The sequence below is a fragment of the Nonomuraea salmonea genome (assembly GCF_042428605.1).
Lineage (GTDB): Bacteria > Actinomycetota > Actinomycetes > Streptosporangiales > Streptosporangiaceae > Nonomuraea > Nonomuraea salmonea.
The window spans coordinates 91,876-113,454 of record NZ_JBHMCF010000064.1; the positions used below are offsets into that span (position 1 = coordinate 91,876).

At 70.2% G+C, this 21,579-nt stretch carries 20 protein-coding genes; 6 read left to right on the plus strand and 14 right to left on the minus strand.

Features of this window, described 5'->3' with window-relative positions; genetic code table 11:
* Positions 1–12 precede the first annotated feature (12 nt).
* From ACFFR3_RS49355 to ACFFR3_RS49380, 6 genes are all read right to left on the minus strand, one after another.
* Entirely contained in the window at positions 13–1,062 is a 1,050-nt protein-coding gene (locus ACFFR3_RS49355) for an ABC transporter substrate-binding protein (RefSeq protein ID WP_345389462.1), read from the minus strand.
* Positions 1,059–2,066: an ABC transporter permease gene (locus ACFFR3_RS49360; protein WP_364376719.1), complete on the minus strand. Its 1,008-nt coding sequence runs from the start codon at positions 2,064–2,066 to the stop codon at positions 1,059–1,061. Before ACFFR3_RS49360 ends, ACFFR3_RS49355 begins: the two co-directional genes overlap by 4 nt.
* On the minus strand, positions 2,066–3,550 hold the full coding sequence (locus ACFFR3_RS49365; RefSeq protein WP_345389471.1) for a sugar ABC transporter ATP-binding protein: 1,485 nt from the start codon (positions 3,548–3,550) through the stop codon (positions 2,066–2,068). The genes ACFFR3_RS49360 and ACFFR3_RS49365 overlap by 1 nt, the downstream gene beginning before the upstream one ends.
* A gap of 13 nt (positions 3,551–3,563) precedes the next feature.
* Positions 3,564–4,721, minus strand: coding sequence for an ROK family transcriptional regulator (locus ACFFR3_RS49370; protein WP_364376721.1), 1,158 nt, complete (start codon positions 4,719–4,721; stop codon positions 3,564–3,566).
* A gap of 179 nt (positions 4,722–4,900) precedes the next feature.
* Positions 4,901–5,773 carry an SDR family oxidoreductase gene (locus tag ACFFR3_RS49375; RefSeq protein WP_345389477.1) on the minus strand — a complete coding sequence of 291 codons (873 nt, stop codon included), beginning with the start codon at positions 5,771–5,773 and terminating at the stop codon, positions 4,901–4,903.
* A gap of 51 nt (positions 5,774–5,824) precedes the next feature.
* Positions 5,825–6,883: an MBL fold metallo-hydrolase gene (locus ACFFR3_RS49380; protein WP_345389480.1), complete on the minus strand. Its 1,059-nt coding sequence runs from the start codon at positions 6,881–6,883 to the stop codon at positions 5,825–5,827.
* 45 nt (positions 6,884–6,928) lie between these two features.
* Between ACFFR3_RS49380 and ACFFR3_RS49385 the strand changes: the two genes are divergently transcribed.
* On the plus strand, positions 6,929–7,774 hold the full coding sequence (locus ACFFR3_RS49385) for a glutathione S-transferase family protein (RefSeq protein ID WP_345389482.1): 846 nt from the start codon (positions 6,929–6,931) through the stop codon (positions 7,772–7,774).
* Here the strand turns inward: ACFFR3_RS49385 and ACFFR3_RS49390 are convergent.
* Positions 7,722–9,011 carry an MFS transporter gene (locus ACFFR3_RS49390; RefSeq protein ID WP_364376727.1) on the minus strand — a complete coding sequence of 430 codons (1,290 nt, stop codon included), beginning with the start codon at positions 9,009–9,011 and terminating at the stop codon, positions 7,722–7,724. The genes ACFFR3_RS49385 and ACFFR3_RS49390 overlap by 53 nt on opposite strands.
* Positions 9,008–9,574 carry a winged helix-turn-helix domain-containing protein gene (locus tag ACFFR3_RS49395; RefSeq protein WP_345389485.1) on the minus strand — a complete coding sequence of 189 codons (567 nt, stop codon included), beginning with the start codon at positions 9,572–9,574 and terminating at the stop codon, positions 9,008–9,010. Before ACFFR3_RS49395 ends, ACFFR3_RS49390 begins: the two co-directional genes overlap by 4 nt.
* Before the next feature lie 74 nt (positions 9,575–9,648).
* Between ACFFR3_RS49395 and ACFFR3_RS49400 the strand changes: the two genes are divergently transcribed.
* From ACFFR3_RS49400 to ACFFR3_RS49420, 5 genes are all read left to right on the plus strand, one after another.
* Positions 9,649–10,293, plus strand: a complete 645-nt coding sequence (locus ACFFR3_RS49400; RefSeq protein ID WP_345389488.1) for a B3/B4 domain-containing protein — start codon at positions 9,649–9,651, stop codon at positions 10,291–10,293.
* Between the two features lie 204 nt (positions 10,294–10,497).
* Positions 10,498–14,148, plus strand: coding sequence for a multifunctional oxoglutarate decarboxylase/oxoglutarate dehydrogenase thiamine pyrophosphate-binding subunit/dihydrolipoyllysine-residue succinyltransferase subunit (locus ACFFR3_RS49405; protein WP_364376733.1), 3,651 nt, complete (start codon positions 10,498–10,500; stop codon positions 14,146–14,148).
* A gap of 102 nt (positions 14,149–14,250) precedes the next feature.
* Complete coding sequence (locus ACFFR3_RS49410) at positions 14,251–14,430, plus strand: DUF6104 family protein (protein WP_080045373.1); 180 nt, start codon at positions 14,251–14,253, stop codon at positions 14,428–14,430.
* A 123-nt stretch (positions 14,431–14,553) separates the two neighbouring features.
* On the plus strand, positions 14,554–15,357 hold the full coding sequence (locus ACFFR3_RS49415) for a DUF4097 family beta strand repeat-containing protein (RefSeq protein WP_345389493.1): 804 nt from the start codon (positions 14,554–14,556) through the stop codon (positions 15,355–15,357).
* Positions 15,354–16,106, plus strand: a complete 753-nt coding sequence (locus tag ACFFR3_RS49420) for a helix-turn-helix transcriptional regulator (protein ID WP_345389496.1) — start codon at positions 15,354–15,356, stop codon at positions 16,104–16,106. The genes ACFFR3_RS49415 and ACFFR3_RS49420 overlap by 4 nt, the downstream gene beginning before the upstream one ends.
* 48 nt (positions 16,107–16,154) lie before the next feature.
* On the opposite strand, the gene ACFFR3_RS49425 is transcribed toward ACFFR3_RS49420, so the two are convergent.
* The 6 genes from ACFFR3_RS49425 to ACFFR3_RS49450 form a co-directional block, all read right to left on the minus strand.
* Positions 16,155–17,015, minus strand: a complete 861-nt coding sequence (locus ACFFR3_RS49425; protein ID WP_379485469.1) for an oxygenase MpaB family protein — start codon at positions 17,013–17,015, stop codon at positions 16,155–16,157.
* Between the two features lie 75 nt (positions 17,016–17,090).
* Positions 17,091–18,047 (minus strand): zinc-binding dehydrogenase, encoded by a 957-nt coding sequence (locus ACFFR3_RS49430; RefSeq protein ID WP_345389499.1) that lies wholly within the window; start codon positions 18,045–18,047, stop codon positions 17,091–17,093.
* 313 nt (positions 18,048–18,360) lie between these two features.
* Complete coding sequence (locus ACFFR3_RS49435) at positions 18,361–19,242, minus strand: hypothetical protein (RefSeq protein ID WP_345389502.1); 882 nt, start codon at positions 19,240–19,242, stop codon at positions 18,361–18,363.
* A 47-nt stretch (positions 19,243–19,289) separates the two neighbouring features.
* A complete protein-coding gene (locus ACFFR3_RS49440; protein ID WP_345389505.1) occupies positions 19,290–19,718 on the minus strand; it encodes a type II toxin-antitoxin system VapC family toxin in 429 nt (142 codons plus the stop codon).
* Positions 19,705–19,986 carry a DUF6364 family protein gene (locus ACFFR3_RS49445; RefSeq protein WP_345389508.1) on the minus strand — a complete coding sequence of 94 codons (282 nt, stop codon included), beginning with the start codon at positions 19,984–19,986 and terminating at the stop codon, positions 19,705–19,707. The genes ACFFR3_RS49440 and ACFFR3_RS49445 overlap by 14 nt, the downstream gene beginning before the upstream one ends.
* Positions 19,987–20,081: 95 nt before the next feature.
* A complete protein-coding gene (locus ACFFR3_RS49450; protein WP_379485470.1) occupies positions 20,082–21,521 on the minus strand; it encodes a TLP1 C-terminal extension domain-containing protein in 1,440 nt (479 codons plus the stop codon).
* Positions 21,522–21,579: the final 58 nt, after the last annotated feature.

Below are 21,579 nucleotides of genomic sequence, written 5' to 3' on the forward strand. Positions count from 1 at the left end.
CCCCGATCAGGATCAGGATTCGAAGCCGAGCGCCAGGTACTTCTCGACGTTCTCCTTGGTGATGGTCTCGGACGCGAGCGTGATGGACTGGGGAACCTGGTTCTCCACCAGATCACTCATGCCCTTCCCCTGTGCTATCAGACGCGCCAGCTTGATCGCCGAGGAGGCCATGGTCGGGCTGTAGGTGACCGTCGCCTGCAGCACGGAGTTGCCCGACTGGATCTCCCGCATCGCGTTCAGCGAGCCGGCGCCGCCGACCATGATGAACTCGTCGCGGCTGGCCTCCTTGATCGCGGCCAGCACGCCGACGCCCTGGTCGTCGTCGTGGTTCCACATCGCGTCGATCTTCTTGTGCGCCTGCAGCAGCGAGGTGGCGACCTCGTTGCCGGTCTCGACGGTGAACTGCGCGTCCTGCTTGGCCGTGACGCTGAACCCGTACGTCTTCAGCGCGTCCTCGAAGCCCTTGGTGCGGTCCTGGGTGAGCGGCAGCGTGGCGATGCCCTGGATCTCGACGATCACCGGGTTCGACACGCCCTTGTCCTTGAGCTGCTTGCCGATGAAGTGACCGGCCGCGACGCCCATGCCGTAGTTGTCGCCGCCGACCCACGTCCGGTAGGCCAGCTTGTCGGGGAAGATGCGGTCGAGGTTGACGACCGGGATGCCCGCCTCGGTGGCCTGCAGCGCGACCTGGTTGAGCTGCTGGCCGTCGTTGGGCAGGATCACCAGCGCGTTCACCTTGGCCGCGATCAGCGACTCCACCGCGGAGATCTGCTGGTTGATGTCGTTGGTCGGCTCCACCGGCTTGAACTCGATGTCCGAATACTGCTTCGCGGTCGCCTCGGCGTTCTTGGCGATGGCGGCGATCCAGCCGTGGTCGGCCGCCGGGGCCGAGAAGCCGATCACCACCTTCTCGCCCGGCTGCTCGTTGCCGCCGGTGGCGGCGGGGGCCGGCTGGGGCGCCGCGCTGCTCGGCGCCGCCTCCGGCTCGTTGCTGGTGCAGCCCGCCGCCAACAGCACGGCTCCGCCGACGAGGAATCCCCTGCGCGCGACGTTGTCACTCATGGTGCTCTCTCCTTCAGGTTCCGCCGCTGGAGAAGGACGGCGACGACGATGATCAGGCCCTTGGCGATCAGCTGGTCGCTGGTGTTGAGGCCGTTGAGGATGAAGAGGTTGGTGATCAGGGTGAAGATCAGCAGGCCCAGGATCGAGCCGATGATCGTGCCCCGGCCACCCGTGAGCAGCGTGCCGCCGATGATGACGGCCGCGATGGCGTCCAGCTCGTACAGGTCGCCGTGGGTGGACGAGCCCGTCGTCGTACGCGCCATGATGAGGATCGCGGCGACGCCGCAGCACAGCCCCGACAGGGCGTACAGCAGCATCGTGTGCCTGCGTACGTCGATGCCGGCCAGGCGGGCGGCCTCGGGGTTGCCGCCCACCGCGTACGTGCGCCGCCCGAAGGTCGTGCGGTTGAGCAGGATCCAGCCCAGCACCACGACCAGCGCGAAGATGTAGACCAGCAGCGGGATGCCGAGCAGCCGGGTGGTCGACAGGTCCACGATGGCCGTGTTGTCGGCCTGGATGAGCTGCGTCTTGCGGTCGGACATGCGCTGGGCGAGCCCGCGGGCGGCCACCAGCATGGCCAGTGTCGCGATGAACGGCACCAGCCGCCCGTACGCGATGAGCCATCCGTTGACCAGCCCCGCCCCGGTGCCGACGAGGATGGCGCAGATCGCCATCACCACCGGCCCGTACGACTGGGTGGCGAGCGTCGTCGCCCACACGCTGGCCAGCGCCATGACCGCGCCCACCGACAGGTCGATGCCCCCGCCGATGATGACGAACGTGGCCCCGACCGTGATGACGCCGATCGTGGCGGCCAGCGACAGGATGCTGACGAAGTTGGAGGCGGTCGCGAAGTTCTCGTATCTGGTGACCAGGCCGACGACCACCAGCAGCGCGAGCGCGCCGATCAGCCCGAGGTGGCGCATCTCGCTCACCCCGCGGATCGACGGCAGCGCCGGCAGGCTCGCCTTCCCGGCACGCCGGTCTGTTGCGGGCTCGCTCATCACGCCGCCCTCCCATTCATGATCATGTCCAGTACGCGATGCTCGTCCAGCTCGGCCGCCTCCCCTTCGTGGATGACCTGGCCCTCGCGCAGCACCAGCACCCGGTCGGAGAGCCCGAGCACCTCGGGCACCTCGCTGGAGACCAGCAGCACACCGATGCCCTGCTCGGCGAGGTCGCGGATGACCGCGTACAGCTCGGCCCTGGCGCCCACGTCCACGCCTCTGGTCGGCTCGTCGAGCAGGAGCAGCTTGCGGCCGCCGAGCAGCCAGCGGGCCAGCACAGCCTTCTGCTGGTTGCCGCCCGACAGGGTCCTGATCGGGCGTTCGGGGTCGGGTGGCCGGATGTCGAGCATCTCCGACAGGCGGCGGGCCTCGGCGCGCTCCCGTTTCCTGTCCAGCCAGCCGAACGTCGCGAAGTCCGGCAGGGTGCCCAGCGTGATGTTCGCGGTGACGCTCTGGTCGAGGAGCAGGGCCTGGGCCTTGCGCTCCTCGGGGGCGAGCCCCATGCCGCGGCGTACGGTGCCGACCACGCCGCGCCGCGTCCGGCGGCCGTCCAGCAGGACGCGACCGGTGGCGGGGCGGGCGCCGTAGACGGCTTCGAGAATCTCCGAGCGGCCCGACCCGACGAGCCCGGCGAGGCCGACGATCTCGCCCGCCCGCACCGAGAACGACACGCCGGAGAAGACGCCCGGAGAAGCCAGGTCCTCCACCCTGAGCACCTCCTCCCCCGGTTCGCGGCCGGCCCTGGGCGGGAAGACGTACTCGACGTTGCGGCCGGTCATCAGGGAGACGATCTCGGTGGTCGGCGTGTCGCGGGCGGACAGGCCGACCGCGACCGTGCGGCCGTCCTTGAGCACCGTCACCCGGTCGCCGATCTCGCGGATCTCCTCCAGGCGGTGGGAGATGTAGACCACGGCGACGCCCTGGGCGGTCAGCTCGCGGATGATGCGGAAGAGGTTGTTCACCTCGTCGTGGGCGAGCGCGGCCGACGGCTCGTCCATGATGATGAGGCGAGCGTCGTGGGAGAGCGCGCGGGCCATCGAGACGACCTGCTTGGCGGCCGGCGACAGCCGCCCGACCTCCACCGACGGGCGGATCTCCGGGTGGCCGAGGCGCTCCAGCACGGCCGTGGCGGCGCGGCGGCCCGCCGCCCTGTTGACGAAGCCGAGGCGGGCGTGCTCGTGGCCGAGGAAGATGTTCTCGGCCACGGTGAGCCCGTCGACCAGGTCGAGCTCCTGGTAGATGGTGGCGAAACCGAGCCTGATGGCGTCGATCGGGCTGCCGGGGCGCACGTCCGCGCCGTTGAAGCTGATGGTGCCCTCGTCCGGCTGGTGCACCCCGGCCAGTACCTTGATCAGGGTGGACTTGCCGGCGCCGTTCTGGCCGAGCAGGCAGTGCACCTCGCCCGCCCGTACGTCCAGATCGACCCCGTCGAGCGCGCGCACGCCGGGGAACTGCTTGACGATGCCCTTCATGACCAGCATCGGGGAGTCCCTTTCAGGCGTTGACGATGCGGTTGATGTTGTCCGGTGACAGGTAGTGCTCGATCGCGAGGATCCCGGCGCCCAATGCGGCGGCGTTGCTCCCCGTACGACTCGGCGTGATCGACAGATGGTGGGTGGCCAGCGGCAGCGACCGGCGGTAGACGGTCTCCCTGATGCCGGCCACCAGATGCTCGTGCACCCGCGACAGTGCGCCGCCGATGACGATGACCTCGGGGTTGAAGAAGTTGACCAGGCTGGCCAGCACCTCGCCGATGAGGCGGCCGGCCTCCCTGACCAGGCGCAGCGCCTGGGTGTTGCCCGACTGCACGAGCGCCACCACGTCGCCGCCCGACTCGGCGGGCAGGCCGAGCTCGCTCAGGCGGCGCGCGAGGGCGGCGCCGCCTGCCACGGCCTCCAGGCAGGCGCTGTTGCCGCACCGGCAGCCGGCGTCGTCGTGGCCGCTGACCCTGATGTGGCCGATGTCGCCGGCCGAGCCCTGGGCGCCCCTGTGCAGCCGGCCGGCGGCCATGATGCCGCAGCCGATGCCGGTGCCGACCTTGACGAACAGCAGGTGGCGGGTGTCGGGGAAGGCGTTGCGGTGCTCGCCCAGCGCCATCACGTTGACGTCGTTGTCCACCAGGACCTCGACGCCGTCGAAGTACTCGGGGACGGGGTAGTCGTTCCAGCCGGGCATGATCGGCGGGTTGTTGGGCCGGCCGGTGGCGAACTCGACCGGGCCGGGCACGCCTATCCCGAGCGCGCGCAGTGCGCTGCGGGGCCGTTCCGCCTGGTCGAGCAGGTGGTCGAGGCGCTGGTCCACGTGGGCGAGCACGCTCTCAGGGCCGTCGCCGATGAGCAGGCCGTCCTCGCACTCGGCGAGCACGTTGCCCGAGATGTCCATGAGCGCGACCCGGCAGTGGGTGGCGCCCAGATCCACGCCGGCGAAGGCGTGGTCCTCGGTGTGCAGGCGCAGCTGGCGCGGCGGCCGGCCACCGGTGGACTCGCCGCTCTCGGTCTCCTCGATCAGGCCGCGCTCGATCAGGGCGTCGACACGCTGGGAGATGGTGGATCTGGCCAGGCCGGTGAGCCTCGCCAGATCGGAACGGGTCGTCGCCGAGCCCGCGCTGATGAGCGTCAGCACGTCGCCGGCGGAACCCGGCTGGGGGGTCATGCCGCGACAATAAGATCACCGATGCGGCAAATCAAGAGCCTTAATCGACCGAACTCGCCTAACTTCCGCCGAAGATCGAACAAAGACCTGTTTGTGTCGAAAAAGCCACCGTTTTGACACATAGGCCCTGTCACCGCGCGGCGCGGTGACAGGGCCCCCGAGCGAGACGTGCGAAAGAACTAGAGCATGGCCTTCATGGAGTCGCCCGCGGTCAGCACGTACGGCTGCTCGGCCATCACCGACTCCCAGTTGCCCGCGATCACCTCGGGCGTGACGTCGTCGGTCTTGAAGCCGGGACCCTCCGCCACGAACACCCGCGCCACCCTGCCGCCCCCGACCGTGAACACCTCGCCGCTCGTCTCGCACGACTCGTGCACGAGGTAGGCGACCAGCGCGCTGACCCGCTCGGGGGTGAACTTGGCCTCGAACTCGGCCGGCAGCAGCGCCTCGGTCATGCGGGTCCAGGCGATGGGCGCGATGGCGTTGGCCCTGATGCCGTTGCGCGCGCCCTCGATGCCGATCGTCTTGGTCAGGCCGACCAGGCCCATCTTGGCGGTGGAGTAGTTGGCCTGGCCGAAGTTGCCGAACAGGCCGGCCGGGCTCGAGGTGTTGACGACGCGGCCGTAGCCGGCGGCCTTCATCAGCGGGTACGCGGCCTGGCTGACGAGGTAGGAGCCGCGTACGTGCACGGCCAGCACCTGGTCGAAGTCCTCGACGGTCATCTTCCCGAACGACCTGTCGCGCAGGATGCCCGCGTTGTTGACGACGATGTCCACCTTGCCGAAGGCGTCGACGGCGGTCTGGACGATGGCCCTGGCGCCCTCGGGGGTGGCGACGTTGTCGGTGCTGGCCACGGCCTGGCCGCCGTTCTTGACGATGAGGTCGGCGACCTCGGCGGCGGGGCCCGCGGACGCGCCGGTGCCGTCGAGCGCGCCGCCGAGGTCGTTGACGACGACCTTGGCCCCCCGCTCGGCCAGCAGGAGCGCGTGCGACCTGCCGAGGCCGTGCCCGGCCCCCGTGATGATCGCGACCCTGTCATCGAACCGAAGCATCGAACCTCCCAGGCAGGAGAACAACATTCTAGTACGCTTACGATAACCGGCTCAGGGCGCGCGCCACAGGTCCGGCTCGCCCGGCTCCCTGACCACTCTCCCCTTGGCCTCCAGCCACGCCAGGTGCGCCAGCGTCTCGTTGTTGGCCGAGCGCCGCATGAACGGCGGGATCGTCTCCCACGGCCGCGACCAGGTGAGCCGGGTGGCGACGTCCCAGCAGGCCGCCGCGCCGCCCTCGGCCAGCACCTGCTCGATCTCGGCCAGCCGGGCGTCGTGGTGCGCCATCACGGTGTCCACCCGCTCGGCCAGCTCCAGGAAGCGGTACTCGTGCGCGGGCAGCACCTCGTCCACCTCCAGCTTGCGCACGGCGGCCAGCGCGTCGAGGTAGTCGGCCAGCGGGTTCGGCCCCGACTGCGGGTGCACGGCCACGATCGGCGTGATCTTGGCGAGCACGTGGTCGCCGGAGAACAGCACCCGCCGCTCCGGCGAGACGAAGCACAGGTGGCCAGGCGAGTGTCCCGGCGTCCAGACGGCGCGCAGGTCCCAGCCGGGCAGCTTCAGGTCGTCGCCGTCCTCGACCAGGCGGTCCGGCTTGGCCATCGTGACCACGTGCCTGATCATCATGGAGGCGCCGGCCAGCTCGTCCAGGGTCAGGTCGGGCACGCCGCAGCGGCGCAGCAGCGCGCGCTCGCGCTCCACCAGGGAGTCGATGAGCGCGTCGTCGTAGCGTTCGCGGATGAGGCGGGCGTCGGCCGGGTGCAGCGCGATCCAGGCGCCCGACGCCTCGCGGACCCGCCCGGCCAGGCCGTAGTGGTCGGGGTGGATGTGGGTGACGAGCACGCCCTTGACGTCGGTGATCGCGTATCCGGCCACGCCCAGGCCGGCCACGAGCGCGTCGTACGCCTCGTCGGTGTTCCAGCCGGCGTCGATGATCGCCACGCCGTCGGGGAGTTCGAGTGCGTAGACCAGCACGTACCGGAGGGGGTTGATCGGGATCGGGACCGGGATGGACCACAAACCGGGACGTACGCGCTCGACGCCGGGGACGGCCCCGCCGAGCCACGCCTCCCGCTGTGCCACGTTCGCAGGGGTCACCATGAATTTCGCCACGTGCCGAATATAGTTCTGTAGCAGAATCGTGTTCTACTAGGGGTCATGAAGCTGAGCCGCGAGCTCTCGAATGATGGCCGCTTCGTCCGCCAGCCGAACCGCTTCACGGATCGGCTCGGCCCGCCCGAGCCCGGCCGCTATCGCCTCTACGCCTCCTACGCCTGCCCGTGGGCCCAGCGCGTGCTCATCGTCCGCGAGCTGCTCGGCCTCGAAGAGCTGCTGGACGTCGCGATCACCGACCCCATCCGCGACGAGAAGGGCTGGCGGGTGCCCGGCGGCGACCCCGAGTACCTCTCGGAGCTCTACCACGCCACCGACCCCGGCTACGTGGGCCGCTACACCGTCCCGTGCATCTGGGACACCCAGGACGAGCGCATCGTCACCAACGACTTCCCCCAGATCACCCTCGATCTGGAGACGTCATGGGGCACCTCGCCCAACCTCTATCCCGAGCGCCTGCGCCCCGACATCGACATCATGAACGACCGCCTCTATCACGGCCTGAACAACGCGGTCTACGAGGCGGGCTTCTCCCGTGACCAGCAGGTGTACGAGGAGGCGGTGGCCCGCGTCTTCACCACCCTCGACTTCCTGGAGGTGCGCCTGGCGGAGTCGGAGTTCCTCTTCGACACCCTCACCGACAGCGACGTGCGCCTCTACACCACGCTGGCGCGCTTCGACACGGTCTACCACACGCACTTCAAGTGTTCCGTGCGGCGGCTGGTGGACTATCCGGCGCTGTGGGCGTACGCCAGGCGCCTCTATGCCATCCCGGCCTTCCGCGAGACCACCGACTTCGACCAGATCAAGCGTCATTACTACCTCACCCAGACGAACATCAACCCGAGCCGGATCGTGCCGGTAGGGCCTGAGCTGGACTGGAGCCTCTAGCGCCGCCGGCCGGCATCCGGACGAACAGCGTCGTCGAGGCCAGCAGCACCACGACCACGACCCCCCAGGCCGTGGCCAGGCCCGCCTGGGCGGCCAGCGCGCCGAGCGCCAGGTTCGCCGCCGCGCCGCCGCCCTGCAGGGCCAGCGAGGAGGTCGAGGTCACGGTGGTGCGGTCGGCCGCGGTGACCGCCTTGTGCGTCAGCTCCAGGCAGAGCACCGAGGCGATCGCGAGGCCGACGAACAGCACGACGTAGGCCACGCCCGCGCTCGCCGTGCCCGCCGGGCCGTCCAGCTCCGCCGTGGCGGCCAGCGCGGCGACGGCCAGGGCGCTCAGCACCGTTCCCGCGATCGCTCCCCGCGCCGAGCTCCCGGTCAGCCGGGCCGCGCGAGGCGCGAGCGCGCTGCCCGCCGCGCTGCCGGCGAACCCGAGCGCCGCCACCACCGCGTAGAACAGGCTGCCGCGCTCGGCCGTGCCGGCCAGCTCGGCCAGCCGGCCCGGCGTGAGCAGCTCGACGCTCGTCAGCATGACGCCCGAGACCGCGGCGGCGCCCATCATGCGGCGCAGCACCGGCCTGCCCGCCGCCAGCCTGACGCCGGAGGCGATCGTGGCGGGCACCTCGCGCAGCACGTCCGCGAACGTCCTGCGGGCGTGCGCCGGCTCGGGCAGCGCGAACAGCACCACGACCAGCAGCACCGCGGCGGCCACCGCGCCCGCCAGCGGGGGCGCGGCCAGCGGGAACATCAGCGAGGGCGGCACCAGCAGCGGCAGGCAGCCGCCGGCCAGCACGCCCGCGCACAAGGCCACGGACTCCATCACCGCGCCCCTGGCCAGGCCCGGCCTGAGGTCGGCGTCGTGACCCTCGACGGCGTGCAGCGTGTCGACGTACCAGGAGGTGGCGGGGCCGCTGGACAGCGCCCTGGCCACGCCCTTGAGCACGCCGCTCACCAGGAACATCCAGAGCGTCGTCGACACGCTGAGCATCGCGAGCGAGACCACCGTGAAGGCGGCCGACGCGGCCAGCACCACGCGGCGCCCCACGACGTCGGACAGCCCGCCGGTGGGCAGCTCCAGGCTCAGGGTGACGATTGAGAACACGGTGGTGACCAGCCCGATCTGGGCCAGGCCGAGCCCCCGTTCGCTCATCAGCAGCACCATGCCGGCCACCATCAGCCCCATGGGCAGCCAGGTCAGGAAATTGACCAGCATGTAGCGACGCAGTGCCGATCGTGCTGTCATGACTCGTCTCTCCGCTTCTGGGGGAAGCCCCCCACGAAAACGTGGACCGGCTGCACGCCGGGGGCGCCCTCGTGGCGGGCGGCGAGCTCGTTCAGCAGGTCCTGGGCCCGCCTCAGGAACTCCGTCAGCGCCGCGGGGGGCAGCTCGAAGAGGTGGTCGTCGATGCCGGCCGCCTCGACCCACTCCGGCGACCAGGCGTCCTCGTCGAAGCCCAGCGCCGCCTCGGCCAGCACCTCGGCCTGCCGCGTCCTGATGACCTCGACCGCCTCGCGCCCGCCCGGCATCTCGACCATCTCGCGGCTGTTCCACGAGGTGTAGCGGTGGCGGGCGCGCCAGCGGCGCTCGCGGCCGTCGCGGCCTTCCGTGTCCTCCTCGATGAAGCCGTACTTGAACAGCTCGCGCAGGTGATAGCTGGTCGAGCCCGAGCTCTCGCCGGTCCTGCGGCCGAGCTCGCTGGCCGTGGCGGGGCCTTCCGAGCGCAGCAGGCCGAGCAGCCGGCCGCGCAGCGGGTGCGCGGCCACCTTGAGCGCCTGCGGGTCACTGATCTTGTACCGGTCCTCCATGTCCCTGACGATAGGCCGCAAAGACATTTTTGCAAAGGGATTTTTGCGGTTTTTCCGGCTCCTAGACTGTGGGGATGCTCGACGACATCTGGGTTGACGACTCCGTCTTCGCACTGCGCCCCGACTTCGCGGTGCTGGTCATGACCGCACACGGCCTGCGCAACGGGCCCACGGACGACCGGTCGCGCGCCTGGCTGAAGGCGGCCGGCGAGGAGGAGATCCAGACCGCCAAGATCGACGCCTGGAAAGAGGCCTACCGCGCGTTCGGCGCCAAGCCGCAGCGCACCCGCCCCTCGGTCGACGCGCTCACCCGGCGCATGCCGCTGCCGGAGATCAACCAGGCGGTCGACGCGTACAACTCGGTGAGCGTCAAGCACGCGCTGCCCATCGGCGGCGAGGACCTCGACCACTACGCCGGCCCCGCGCGGCTCGTACGGGCCGCCGGCGACGAGCCGTCGGAGGAGGCGCTCGGTCAGCCCGAGCCAGGTGAGGTCATCTGGCGCGACGACGAGGGCGTCACCTGCCGCCGCTGGAACTGGCGCCAGGTCGTGCGCACCCGGCTCACCGAGGACACCACCAACGCGATCTTCCTGCTCGAACGCCTCGAGCCGATGTCGCTGGAGGAGCTGGAGCAGGCCGGCGACGAGCTCGCCGCGCTCCTCGCCGAGCTGTCGCCTGACGTGCGGATCGCCCGCAGACTGCTGACGCCGGGGAAATAAACCTCCCCCACAGGTGTTGATACCAAAGAGTAATAAAGGCTGCACCACCCGGATTGACTAGGGGGGCGTGACGTCTTTGCACGGTCCTGGGACGATCGTTCGAGGCGGCACGCCCTCTTGGGCGCGCACTGCCGGTCCGGGCGAGTAGCCTTGGACAGGTTCTCTAACATCAACGCCGATCTGCGGAAGAGGGCGATTTCCGCCGTGTCGTCTGAGTCGTCGCGGACAAACCCGCTGGCAAGCTTTGGTCAGAACGAATGGCTTGTCGACGAGCTGTACCAGAAGTACCTCCAAGATCCAGAGTCGGTCGACAAGGCCTGGTGGAACTTCTTCGCTGACTACAACCCTGATAACGGACCGGGCCGACCCCCGGTCAGGGAGGCGGCGAACGGCACTGTGACCGCGCCCGCGCCTCCCAAGGCGCCGCCGAAGGCGCCACCCTCGGCTCCCGCCGCGGCTGACAAGCCGAAGCAGCCGGCCACCCCGGTGCCCAAGGGCGCCGAGGAGGTCAAGCTGCGCGGTGCGGCGGCCCGCACGGCCGCCAACATGGACCTGTCGCTGTCGGTGCCGACCGCGACCAGCGTCCGTGCCATCCCGGCCAAGCTGCTCATCGACAACCGCATCGTGATCAACAATCACCTCAAGCGGGGTCGAGGCGGCAAGATCTCCTTCACGCACCTGATCGGGTTCGCGATCGTCAAGGCGCTGAAGGCCATGCCGGAGATGAACTACTCCTACGCCGAGATCGACGGCAAGCCCACCCTGGTCAAGCCCGAGCACGTCGGCTTCGGCCTGGCCATCGACGTCCAGAAGAGCAACGGCGACCGCCAGCTCCTCGTGCCCTCCATCAAGGGCGCCGAGGAGATGGACTTCCGCCAGTTCTGGATGGCCTACGAAGAGGTCGTACGCAAGGCGCGGGCCGGCAAGCTCGGCGTCGACGACTTCTCCGGCACCACGATCTCGCTGACCAACCCCGGCACCATCGGCACCGTCCACTCCGTCCCGCGCCTGATGCCCGGCCAGGGCACCATCATCGGCGTCGGCGCCATGGAATACCCGGCCGAATACCAGGGCGCATCGCCCGACACGCTGTCGCGCCTGGCCGTCTCCAAGGTCATGACGCTGACCAGCACCTACGACCACCGGATCATCCAGGGCGCCCAGTCGGGCGACTTCTTGCGCCAGATCCACCGGTTGCTGCTCGGCGAGGACGGCTTCTACGACGAGATCTTCGAGGCGCTGCGGATCCCGTACGAGCCGGTCCGCTGGGTCCAGGACATCTCGGCCTCCCACGACGACGACGTGGCCAAGTCCGCTCGCGTGATCGAGCTGATCCACGCCTACCGCGTGCGCGGCCACCTCATGGCCGAGACCGACCCGCTGGAGTACAAGCAGCGCAAGCACCCCGACCTCGACATCCAGAGCCACGGCCTGACGCTGTGGGACCTCGAGCGCGAGTTCGCCACCGGCGGTTTCGGCGGCCGCCCGCTGATGAAGCTGCGCGAGATCCTGGGCGTGCTGCGCGACTCCTACTGCCGCACGGTCGGCATCGAGTACATGCACATCCAGAACCCCGAAGAGCGGGCCTGGATCCAGGCGCGGGTGGAGAAGCCGCACAAGTCGCCCGAGCGCGACGAGCAGCTCAACATCCTGTCGCGGCTCAACACCGCCGAGGCGTTCGAGACGTTCCTGCAGACGAAGTTCGTCGGCCAGAAGCGCTTCTCGCTCGAGGGCGGCGAGTCCCTCATCCCGCTGCTCGACTCGGTGATCAGCGACGCCGCCGACGAGGGCCTCGACGAGGTCGTCATCGGCATGGCCCACCGCGGCAGGCTCAACGTGCTGGCCAACATCGTCGGCAAGTCCTACGCGCAGATCTTCGGCGAGTTCGAGGGCAACATCGACCCCCGCACCGCCCACGGCTCCGGCGACGTGAAGTACCACCTGGGCGCCGCCGGCACGTTCACCGCGCCGAGCGGCAACACGATCACCGCCTCCGTGGTCGCCAACCCCTCCCACCTGGAGGCGGTCGACCCGGTGCTGGAGGGCGTCGTCCGGGCCAAGCAGGACCTTCTCGAGCGCGGCGAGGAGGGCTTCACCGTCCTTCCCGTCCTCGTCCACGGCGACGCGGCCTTCGCGGGCCAGGGCGTGGTGGCCGAGACGCTCAACCTGTCGCAGCTGCGCGGCTACCGCACCGGCGGCACCGTCCACGTCGTGGTCAACAACCAGGTCGGCTTCACCACCTCGCCCGCCTCCTCCCGCTCGTCGGTCTACGCGACCGACGTCGCGCGGATGATCCAGGCGCCGATCTTCCACGTCAACGGCGACGACCCCGAGGCCGTCGTGCGGGTGGGCCAGCTGGCCTACGAATACCGCCAGGCGTTCCGCAAGGACGTCGTCATCGACCTCATCTGCTACCGCCGCCGCGGCCACAACGAGGGCGACAACCCCGCCTTCACCCAGCCGCTGATGTACGACCTCATCGACGCCAAGCGCTCGACCCGCAAGCTCTACACCGAGGCCCTGATCGGCCGCGGCGACATCACGGTCGAAGAGGCCGAGCAGGCGCTGCGCGACTACCAGGCCAAGCTGGAGCAGGCGTTCACCGAGGTCCGCGAGGCGGCGAAGAAGCCCAAGGAGGCGGCCGCCATGCGGGTGCCGCCCGCCGAGGTCGTCAAGTGGTCCCACGCCGACACGCCGACGGCGATCAGCGACGAGACGCTCAAGCGCATCGTCGACACCCAGCTCAGCCTGCCCGAGGGCTTCACGCCGCACCCGCGTCTCGCGCCGGTGCTGCAGCGCCGCGGCCAGATGGTCGAGCAGGACTCGATCGACTGGGCGATGGGCGAGACGCTGGCCTTCGGCTCGCTGCTGATCGACGGCCACCCGGTGCGCCTGGTCGGCCAGGACTCCAGGCGCGGCACGTTCACCCAGCGCCACGCCGTCCTCGTCGACCGCATGACCGGCGCCGACCACACGCCGCTCAAGACCTTCAACCAGGGCACCACGAAGTTCTACGTCTACGACTCGCTGCTCAGCGAGTTCGCGGCGCTCGGCTTCGAATACGGCTACAGCGTGGTCAGGCCCGACGCCCTGGTCTGCTGGGAGGCGCAGTTCGGCGACTTCGTCAACGGCGCCCAGACGATCATCGACGAGTTCATCTCGTCGGGCGAGCAGAAGTGGGGCCAGAGGTCCTCGGTCGTGCTGTTGCTGCCGCACGGCTACGAGGGTCAGGGCCCCGACCACTCCTCGGCCCGCATCGAGCGCTTCCTCCAGGTGTGCGCGCTCGACAACATGACCGTCGCCCAGCCCACCACGCCGGCCAACTACTTCCACCTGCTGCGCTGGCAGGTGGAGTCCGAGCGGCACAAGCCGCTGGTGGTCTTCACGCCGAAGTGGCTGCTGCGCCACAAGGCGGCCACGTCCAAGGCGTCCGACTTCACCTCGGGCACCTTCCAGCCGGTCATCGGTGACACCACCGTCGACCCGGCCAAGGTGACCAAGGTGGCGCTCACGTCCGGCAAGCTCTACTACGAGCTGCTCGCGCAGCGCGAGAAGAGCGGGCGTGACGACGTGGCGCTGGTCCGGCTCGAGCGGCTCTACCCGTTCCCGGCGGAGGAGCTGGCGGCCGAGCTGACCCGCTACGGCGCGCAGGCCGAGCTGGTCTGGGCCCAGGACGAGCCCACCAACATGGGCCCGTGGCCGTACCTCACGCTCAAGCTGGCCGAGGACCCGCAGGTGCTGGGCGGCCGGTCGCTGCGCCGGGTGTCGCGGACGGCCAACAGCTCGCCGGCGACCGGTTCGCACAACGCGCACGACCGGGAGCTCGAGGAGATCCTGCACCAGATCTTCGGCTGAGCATTCAGGTGATCGACGGTGAGCCCCCTGCCCCTCGTGGCCGGGGGCTCACTGCTGTCAGTCAGACGGGGCGGCGTCGCCCCGGGTAGTCGAGGGAGAACGATGTACTTCACCGATCGGGGGATCGAAGAGCTGGTCGAGCGGCGTGGCGAGGAGGAGGTCAGCCTGCTGTGGCTGGGCGAGCGGCTGCGTGAGTTCGTCGATCTCAACCCCGAGTTCGAGACGCCGATCGAGCGGCTGGCCACGTGGCTGGCCCGGCTCGACGACGACGAGGACGACTGAGCGGCCGCCCGCCTGAGGGGGTGCGGCGGTAGTCTCGAAGCAGAACGCGATACATCTTGAGTCTCGGGCGAACGCGACATATCGTGTCTTGTGTAGGGATGACGTCAGGGAAAGGGCGGGAGCATGCAGCAGTGGACGATCGACGCGCCGGACCGGCTCACCTTCGACCAGGTCGACGACCTCGACGTACGCATCGTCGCGGGCCGGCTCGACGTCCTGGCCAGTGACGGGCCACCCACCCTGGAGATCGCCGAGATCGCGTCGGCCTCGCCGCTCCTCGTCACGTACGACGAACTGGCCCGCACGCTCACCGTCGCCTACCGCGACCTCACCTGGGACGGCCTGCTCGGCTGGCTGCGCCGCGACCAACGCAGAACCGTGCTGTCCATCGCCGTCCCCAAGACCTGCCGGGTCAAAGCGGGCGTCGTCACGGCGCCGGCCGTGGTCGCCGGGTTCGAGCGCGTAACGGACGTCAAGAGCGTCTCCGGCGAGATCGTGCTCGACGGCGTCAGCGGCGAGGTGACGGCCAACACCGTCTCCGGCCCGGTCGAGACCCGCGCCATGGACGGCGACCTGTCGTTCATCAGCGTCTCGGGCGACCTCACCGTGGCCGACGGCACGCCGCACCGGCTCAAGGCCAACACCGTCTCCGGCCGCATCACCGCCGACCTGTCACTGCGTCCCACCGGACACGTGACCATCAACAGCGTCTCCGGTGACATCCTGATCAGGCTGCCCGAGAACGTGGAGGCGGACGTCACCGCCCGATCCACCTCCGGACGGCTCGTCAGCACGTTCGAGGAACTGTCCACCAAAAGCTCCCCCGGCATGAAGTCGATGTCCGGGCGGCTCGGCGGCGGCATGGCCTCGCTGTCGGCCACCACGGTCTCCGGCGAGGTCACGCTGCTCAAGGGAGAGAAGGAATGAGCCCTGTCTTCGGTCACGGCCGGCTCCGGCTGTACCTGCTCAAGCTGCTGGACGAGAGCCCGCGCCACGGCTACGAGGTCATCCGGCTGCTCCAGGACCGCTTCCTCGGCGTCTACTCGCCCTCCCCCGGCACCATCTACCCACGCCTGGCCAGGCTGGAGGAAGAGGGCCTGGTGACGCACGAGGTGGTCGAGGGCAAAAAGGTGTTCTCCATCACCGACAAGGGCCGCGAGGAGCTCAACGACCGGCTCGACGAGCTCGCCGACCTGGAGCAGGAGATCTCCGCCTCCGTCCGCGACATCGCGCGCGAGGTCAAGGAGGACGTCCGCGACACCGTACGCTCGCTGCGCGACGAGCTGACCAGGATGGCCAAGGACGTGCGCACCGGCGCCGCCGAGGACACCAGGCGGCTGCGCCGCCAGCAGAAGGAGGACCTCAAGCGGCTGCGGGACGAACAGAAACGCCAGTGGATGGAGCACGCCTACCACTGGCAGGACGAAGGTGAGCGGCTCAGCAGGGAGTGGCGCAGGATCTGGCAGGAGGCGTGGAGCACGCTCGGCGGCCCACCGCCCGGCGGCCCCGCCGGGCGCGCCGACCTGGACGCCGAGCTGGGCGAACTGCTCGCCGACTTCGTCGGCCAAGCCCGCCGCGACGCCTCCGAGGCCCGCCTGACCCCCGACAAGCTTGCCGAACTCCGCACAACCCTCACCGAAAGCGCCACCCGCATCCGCGAAATCCTCGACCGCTGACCCACCCACCCCTCTGGCCGGCGCGGGTCTCCTCCGGCGAACGTGGAGTCAGGCGGAGCGGACGTGCCGAGGGGCCGGGCGGTGGGTGCGGCGGGCGGCTCGGCGGGCCTGGTAGGCGAGCGGCATGTAGCGCAGGCGTTCCGGGAGGCGCGGGTGGAGCATCGCCACCGCGTGGCCCAGGTGGCGTAAGCGGCGTTCGTCGCGGGCCGTCCAACGTAAGCCGAGCGTGCGCCGGACAGCCGGTGGCAGGGTGCCGACCGTGAGGAAGGACGTCAGCTCCCCCGCTCCGGCCCCCACCGGCCGCCACAACCGCCGCAGCGGAGCGGGCAGTCCGGGCGGCGCGGGGGTGCCGCGCATGGCGGCCAGCACGTCGAGGGCGGTCGGGTGGGCTTCGAGCCGCTCGGCCACCATCCTGTCGAAGTACGCACGGAACGCCGGCAGATCGGCGGGCACCTCACGCTCGGGCACCCGCAGGATCGCCCCGAGCTGCCGCGACTCCTCGTAGAACCGCTCCAGCTGACCCGTCGTGTACGGGGTGCCGAAATAGCGGTTGAGCGTGATGAACCGCTCGAACAACGTCAGGTGCACCCAGGCCCACGCCTCACCGTTCAGGGCGTGGTAGCGCCGGCCCTGCTCGTCCACACCGCCGATCGGCTCGTGCAACCGTCTGAGCCGCTGCCCCTCGGCCGGGCCCTCGGCGCCGCCGTACACCCACTTCTGCACGGAGATCAGCGTGCGCTGCAGCCGCCCCCACGGATCCTGCTTGTACGTCGAGTGCTCCCCCACCGCGGCCCCCACGGCCGGATGCATGGTCTGCAGCACCAGCGCACTGCCCGCGATGAGCAGGTTGCGGTACTCCCCGGCGGTGTCCCAGTGCATCGAACCCGGGCCGAACGGCACAACGTCCACGCTGATCACTCCTGGGTGAGACGCCTCATCCTTCTTGTATCACCCAGGAGTCAGCAAAAGTAACTTGTCACTTATCTAACGGGTGAAAACGATCTTCCCGAAGATCTCCCCCGACGCCAGCGCGGAGAACCCGTCGCGTGCCTCCGCCAGCGGCATCGCCCGGTCGACCACCGGCCGCACCCCCGTCTGCTCCAGGAACACCGCCAGCCGCCGCAACTGCTCCCGCGTCCCCATCGTCGAGCCGACCACCGACAGCTGCAGGAAGAAGACCCGGTTGAGGTCGGCGGGCGGCACCGCGCCACTGGTCGCCCCGCACACGACGATGCGCCCGCCCGGCTTGAGCGACTTGAGCGAGTGGTCCCACGTGGCCTGCCCGACCGTCTCCATCACCGCGTCCACCCGCTCGGGCAGCCGCGCCCCCGGCTCGAACACCTGGTCCGCGCCCAGCTCCAGGGCCGCCGCCCGCTTGCCCTCCGTCCGGCTGGTGGCCCAGATCCGGTAGCCGGCCGCCCGGCCCAGCGCGATCAGCGCCGTCGCCACGCCGCCGCCGGCCCCCTGCACGAGCACGGTCGAGCCCGGCTCCAGCCCAGCCTTCTCGAACAACATCCGGTACGCGGTCAGCCACGCCGTCGGCAGACAGGCGGCGTGCTCGAAACTCAGCGCCGCCGGCTTGGGCACCAGGTTTCGCCGCGGCACCGCCACCCGGTCGGCGAACGTGCCGTCGTGCACCTCCGACAGCAGCGAACGCTTCGGGTCGAGCGTCTCGTCGGGACCGGAGCCGATCACGGAGTGCACGATGACCTCGTTGCCGTCCTCGTCCACGCCGGCGGCGTCACACCCCAGCACGATCGGCAGGCGGTCCTGGCGGATGCCGACGCCCTTGAGCGTCCACAGGTCGTGGTGGTTGAGCGCGGCGGCGCGTACGGTGACGGTCGTCCACCCGTCCGGCACCTTCGGCTCGGAGTGCTCGCCCAGCGTCAGTCCGGCGAGCGGGTTGTCGGGATCGATCTGCGTGGCGGTAACGGCGAACATGGCCGCACCCTACTTCAGCCCACCCCCACACACCCACCTACCGAGCCGCAACCATCAGCGGAAAGGAGGGGAGAGAGAGCTAGCCCACCACCGGAGATCACCGCCACGTGTCCGGCGATCAGGTCACGAATCCGGTTACGGGTGAGCACCCCGGAACTGTCAGACCCTACGGGGAAGCGCTCACCCCTCACCCCCTCTGTCAGGTGGCGCGATGGGAGGTGATGAGCCGGACCCTCTCGAAAAAGCGCTCACCTCCCGCCGCCTCCGTCAGGTGACGGTGACCTGGGGGTCGGGGCCCTGTGAAAGGAGGTGGTCAGCGCAGGGTGACACGAAGGTCGTTGAGGACGGTGCGGCGGAACTCGGGTGGGCCGGTGACCGCTACCAGGACGTCGCCGCGGCAGACCATCTCGCCGCGCCGCCCGGGGCCGTCGGTGACCGCCGGCATCTTGGCCTTGGACGCGCAGCCGGGCGTCGGGACGAGTGCCACCAGCTCGCCCATCCCGCCGCCGAACCACAGTTGCGGCCCCGCGGGATAGCCCTGCACGACCGTGCCGGGCGGGGCCAGCCGGACGTCCTTGCCGGCCGCCAGCACGAGGTAGCCGTCCTTGGTCACCCGGCCCTTCATCTGGCGGGCCAGCGTCATCCGCTGCTCGAACGTCAGCCCCGGCCCTCGGTCATAGACGGCCAGCCGCCACGGCCCGAACGCGAACAGCAGCACCTGCCCGTAGGACCCGCCACCGGCCTGCCGCGGCCAGAGGGTGACGTTGGAGGTGAAGCTCCTGATGGGCTGCCCGCCCCGGGTGATCTCGACCTCACCGAGGTAGGGAGCGACGAACTGCCGGAACCGCCCGTCGACCCACCCGCCCCAGAACGGCCGCGACCCCATCTCAGCGAGCCCCAGCTCGGCCGGATAACGCACCTCACCCCGCGCGCCGTCGGGGAACACGACCCGCAGCACCCGGTCGCCGCCCTTGCGGGTGGCGGGCGCGGTGAGGATGTTGGGCTCGCTCTGCACTCTGGTGAGGGACCGGATCGGCGCGGGCGTCGGCCCCTCGGCGTCGGTCATGGGGGCGGGCTCGCGCCGGTTGAGCAGGTTGACGGCACAGATGACCACGAGCGCCACCACCACCGTCACGCCGACCCACCGGCGGCGGCCGCGCCCCCCTGCCTCGATGACGTCGAACCGGTCAGCCACCGACGTTCCTAGCCGAGTAGTGCTGGCTTGCGCCCTTTGTCCTCAGTTCAGTTGAGCGGCGACCGCCAGCGCAACCCCTCGAACCGGGCGAAGTCGGTATCGCAGGTCACAAATTCACAACCGTGCTCGATGGCGAGCGCAGCGAGATAGGCGTCAGGGACGAGGTTGCCCTTGGCCCCGACCTGGCGACTGAGCCGGGTGAAGATCTCCCAGTGCCGGCCCGCGGCACTGATCACCGTCGCCTGCTGCCGGTTGCGATAGGCCTCGGCGAAGGCCAGGGCGCTTTCCAGCGGATCGGGCTTCTTGTAGATGCGCGAGTGGGTGACGATGCGGATGAAGCCGTTGACGACGAAGTCGCTCACGGCGTAGGCGGACTCGCCGTTGACCATCTCCTCGAGGAAGGCGTGGCAGAGCTTGTGGTCGGCCGACTCGGGCCGGAAGGCGTTGACGAGGACGTTGGTGTCAGCGAGCAGCATCGCGCGCCTCCTTGAGAATCCGCTCCTCGTCGTCGAGGTCGTAGACGATGTGCTCCAGCTTCTCGCCGGCGTCGAGCCGCTCCTGAACCCAAGGCTGGAACCCGGCCGGAGCCGTTGACGTGACGAGCTCCACGCGGGGCCGTTCGGCCGCCTCCGTGGAGCGGTTGAGCAGTTGGCGCAAGGCGTCCTCCATCACTGAGGTGAGACTTCGTCCGTTTCTGGCCGCGTACGCCTTCGCCTCGTTGAGGAGCGCTTCGTCGATGCGCACTGTTGTCCTCCGCATGGCTCCAGCGTGGGCCGGTGACATAAAAATGTCAAGAACAGATAGTAGTCGCATCGTCACAGCTTTGCGCTCACTTTACGTCACCACGACGCCACATTGACCTTGCCGTCCGTGACCACCCGCACCTCCTGCCCGACCAGCTCCCGCGACTCGGCCTCGGCCAGCAGCTCCTCCTCCGTGACCACCGCGTAAGCCCGCCCGGAGCCCGGCACCTCCACCACGACGAACCCCTTCTCGAAGCCCCCGTCCCGCCCGTGCGCCACCGTGTACCCGGCCACCACACCAGGCCCCGAATAGGCCGGAACCAGGGGCACCTCCTTGCCGACGTGAACGGGCGCGGAGTCCCCCGCCCGTCCGCCCGGCGAGCTGGACCACACCGCGCTGCTGTGCTTGGTCAGGTGCATCCCGACTCCGGTCACCAGCCCGTGCCCCGGCTGGGCGCGCAGCAGCCCGGCCATGGTGGCCGTCGAGTGCAGCACGTAGTCGCTCGCGGGCCCGCCCGCGTACGGCAGCCCGCCCGTGACGGTGAGCCCCCGCCGGTCGAGCGGGTCGAACCCGAGCGCGTCACACGCCTGCCGGAGCGCGACCGCGAAGCAGCTGTAGACGTCGAGCGCGTCCATGTCGCCGAGCCCGAGCCCGGCGCGGTCGAAGGCGGCGCGGGCGGCTGCGCCGGCGGCCGGCGACAAGCCCAGCGAGGGCCGCGCCGCCACCTCCCAGGTGTCCTCCGCGTACGCCCACCCCCGCAGGTACACCCGCTGCTCGGCGGGCACTCCCAGCCGGTCGGCGAGCCCAGAGCCGGCGAGCACGACGGCCGCCGCCTGGTCGACCTCCAGCACGGCCACGGTGGAGCGCGTGTACGGCCAGCCGACGTACCGCCGGTCGGCGGCGAGCTCGCCGGCGGTGCGCACGGTCCGCCGCCACGCATGGGGGTTGGCGGCGGCCACTTCCGTCATCGGCGCCATCATCAGGGCCCGTTCGCGCACCTCCTCCTCGATCGTCACCCCGAGACGGGCCCGCCGGGCGGTCTCCATGATCGGGTAGGTGTGCACGGGCAGGAACAGCCCGTGCGCCAGCGCGGACGGGTGCGGCGGGCGCTCCCACCCGTACGGCGGTTTGGGGTCGGCCGGATGGCTCCACGGCACGTGCTCCCCCGCCTTCCTGTACGCCCGCCGCGTCGCCAGCGCCTCGGCTCCGGCCACGAGCGCGCTGTCGAACTCGCCCGCCGCGATCCCGGCCGCCGCCGCCCCGATGAGGAGCTGCGGCGCGGTGCCGCCGACGGCCGAGTACGCGCGATGGCGTGGCGCGGCCCCGAGCCGCTCCGCGAGCCGGCCGACGGGCGAGTCGTACTGCCAGGAGTCGGTCCAGACGACCTGGAGCGAGCCGAGCCGCGAAAGAGGCAGCCGCGCGTCGTCGGCGGCCTCGCGCGCGACCGACTCCCACAGATCGAGCGGTTCGGGGCCGGGTTGTTCGCGAATGGTGCGTTGCGCGATGCCGATGAGACAGGGGGTGCGTGGATCCATGACCACAGCTAACCAGAACATCGCTCTGTTGATAAGCACCGTACGTCGAGTGGCGCGT

Excerpts from the sequence above, each read along its gene's own strand:
- ACFFR3_RS49385 (WP_345389482.1), top strand. The coding sequence starts at position 6,929 with ATGAAGCTGAGCCGCGAGCTCTCGAATGATGGCCGCTTCGTCCGCCAG.
- ACFFR3_RS49440 (WP_345389505.1), bottom strand. The coding sequence starts at position 19,718 with ATGCTGCTCGCTGACACCAACGTCCTCGTCAACGCCTTCCGGCCCGAG.
- ACFFR3_RS49390 (WP_364376727.1), bottom strand. The coding sequence starts at position 9,011 with ATGACAGCACGATCGGCACTGCGTCGCTACATGCTGGTCAATTTCCTG.
- ACFFR3_RS49365 (WP_345389471.1), bottom strand. The coding sequence starts at position 3,550 with ATGCTGGTCATGAAGGGCATCGTCAAGCAGTTCCCCGGCGTGCGCGCG.
- ACFFR3_RS49415 (WP_345389493.1), top strand. The coding sequence starts at position 14,554 with ATGCAGCAGTGGACGATCGACGCGCCGGACCGGCTCACCTTCGACCAG.
- ACFFR3_RS49355 (WP_345389462.1), bottom strand. The coding sequence starts at position 1,062 with ATGAGTGACAACGTCGCGCGCAGGGGATTCCTCGTCGGCGGAGCCGTG.
- ACFFR3_RS49370 (WP_364376721.1), bottom strand. The coding sequence starts at position 4,721 with ATGACCCCCCAGCCGGGTTCCGCCGGCGACGTGCTGACGCTCATCAGC.
- ACFFR3_RS49400 (WP_345389488.1), top strand. The coding sequence starts at position 9,649 with ATGCTCGACGACATCTGGGTTGACGACTCCGTCTTCGCACTGCGCCCC.
- ACFFR3_RS49375 (WP_345389477.1), bottom strand. The coding sequence starts at position 5,773 with ATGCTTCGGTTCGATGACAGGGTCGCGATCATCACGGGGGCCGGGCAC.
- ACFFR3_RS49430 (WP_345389499.1), bottom strand. The coding sequence starts at position 18,047 with ATGTTCGCCGTTACCGCCACGCAGATCGATCCCGACAACCCGCTCGCC.
- ACFFR3_RS49420 (WP_345389496.1), top strand. The coding sequence starts at position 15,354 with ATGAGCCCTGTCTTCGGTCACGGCCGGCTCCGGCTGTACCTGCTCAAG.
- ACFFR3_RS49360 (WP_364376719.1), bottom strand. The coding sequence starts at position 2,066 with ATGAGCGAGCCCGCAACAGACCGGCGTGCCGGGAAGGCGAGCCTGCCG.
- ACFFR3_RS49395 (WP_345389485.1), bottom strand. The coding sequence starts at position 9,574 with ATGGAGGACCGGTACAAGATCAGTGACCCGCAGGCGCTCAAGGTGGCC.
- ACFFR3_RS49450 (WP_379485470.1), bottom strand. The coding sequence starts at position 21,521 with ATGGATCCACGCACCCCCTGTCTCATCGGCATCGCGCAACGCACCATT.
- ACFFR3_RS49410 (WP_080045373.1), top strand. The coding sequence starts at position 14,251 with ATGTACTTCACCGATCGGGGGATCGAAGAGCTGGTCGAGCGGCGTGGC.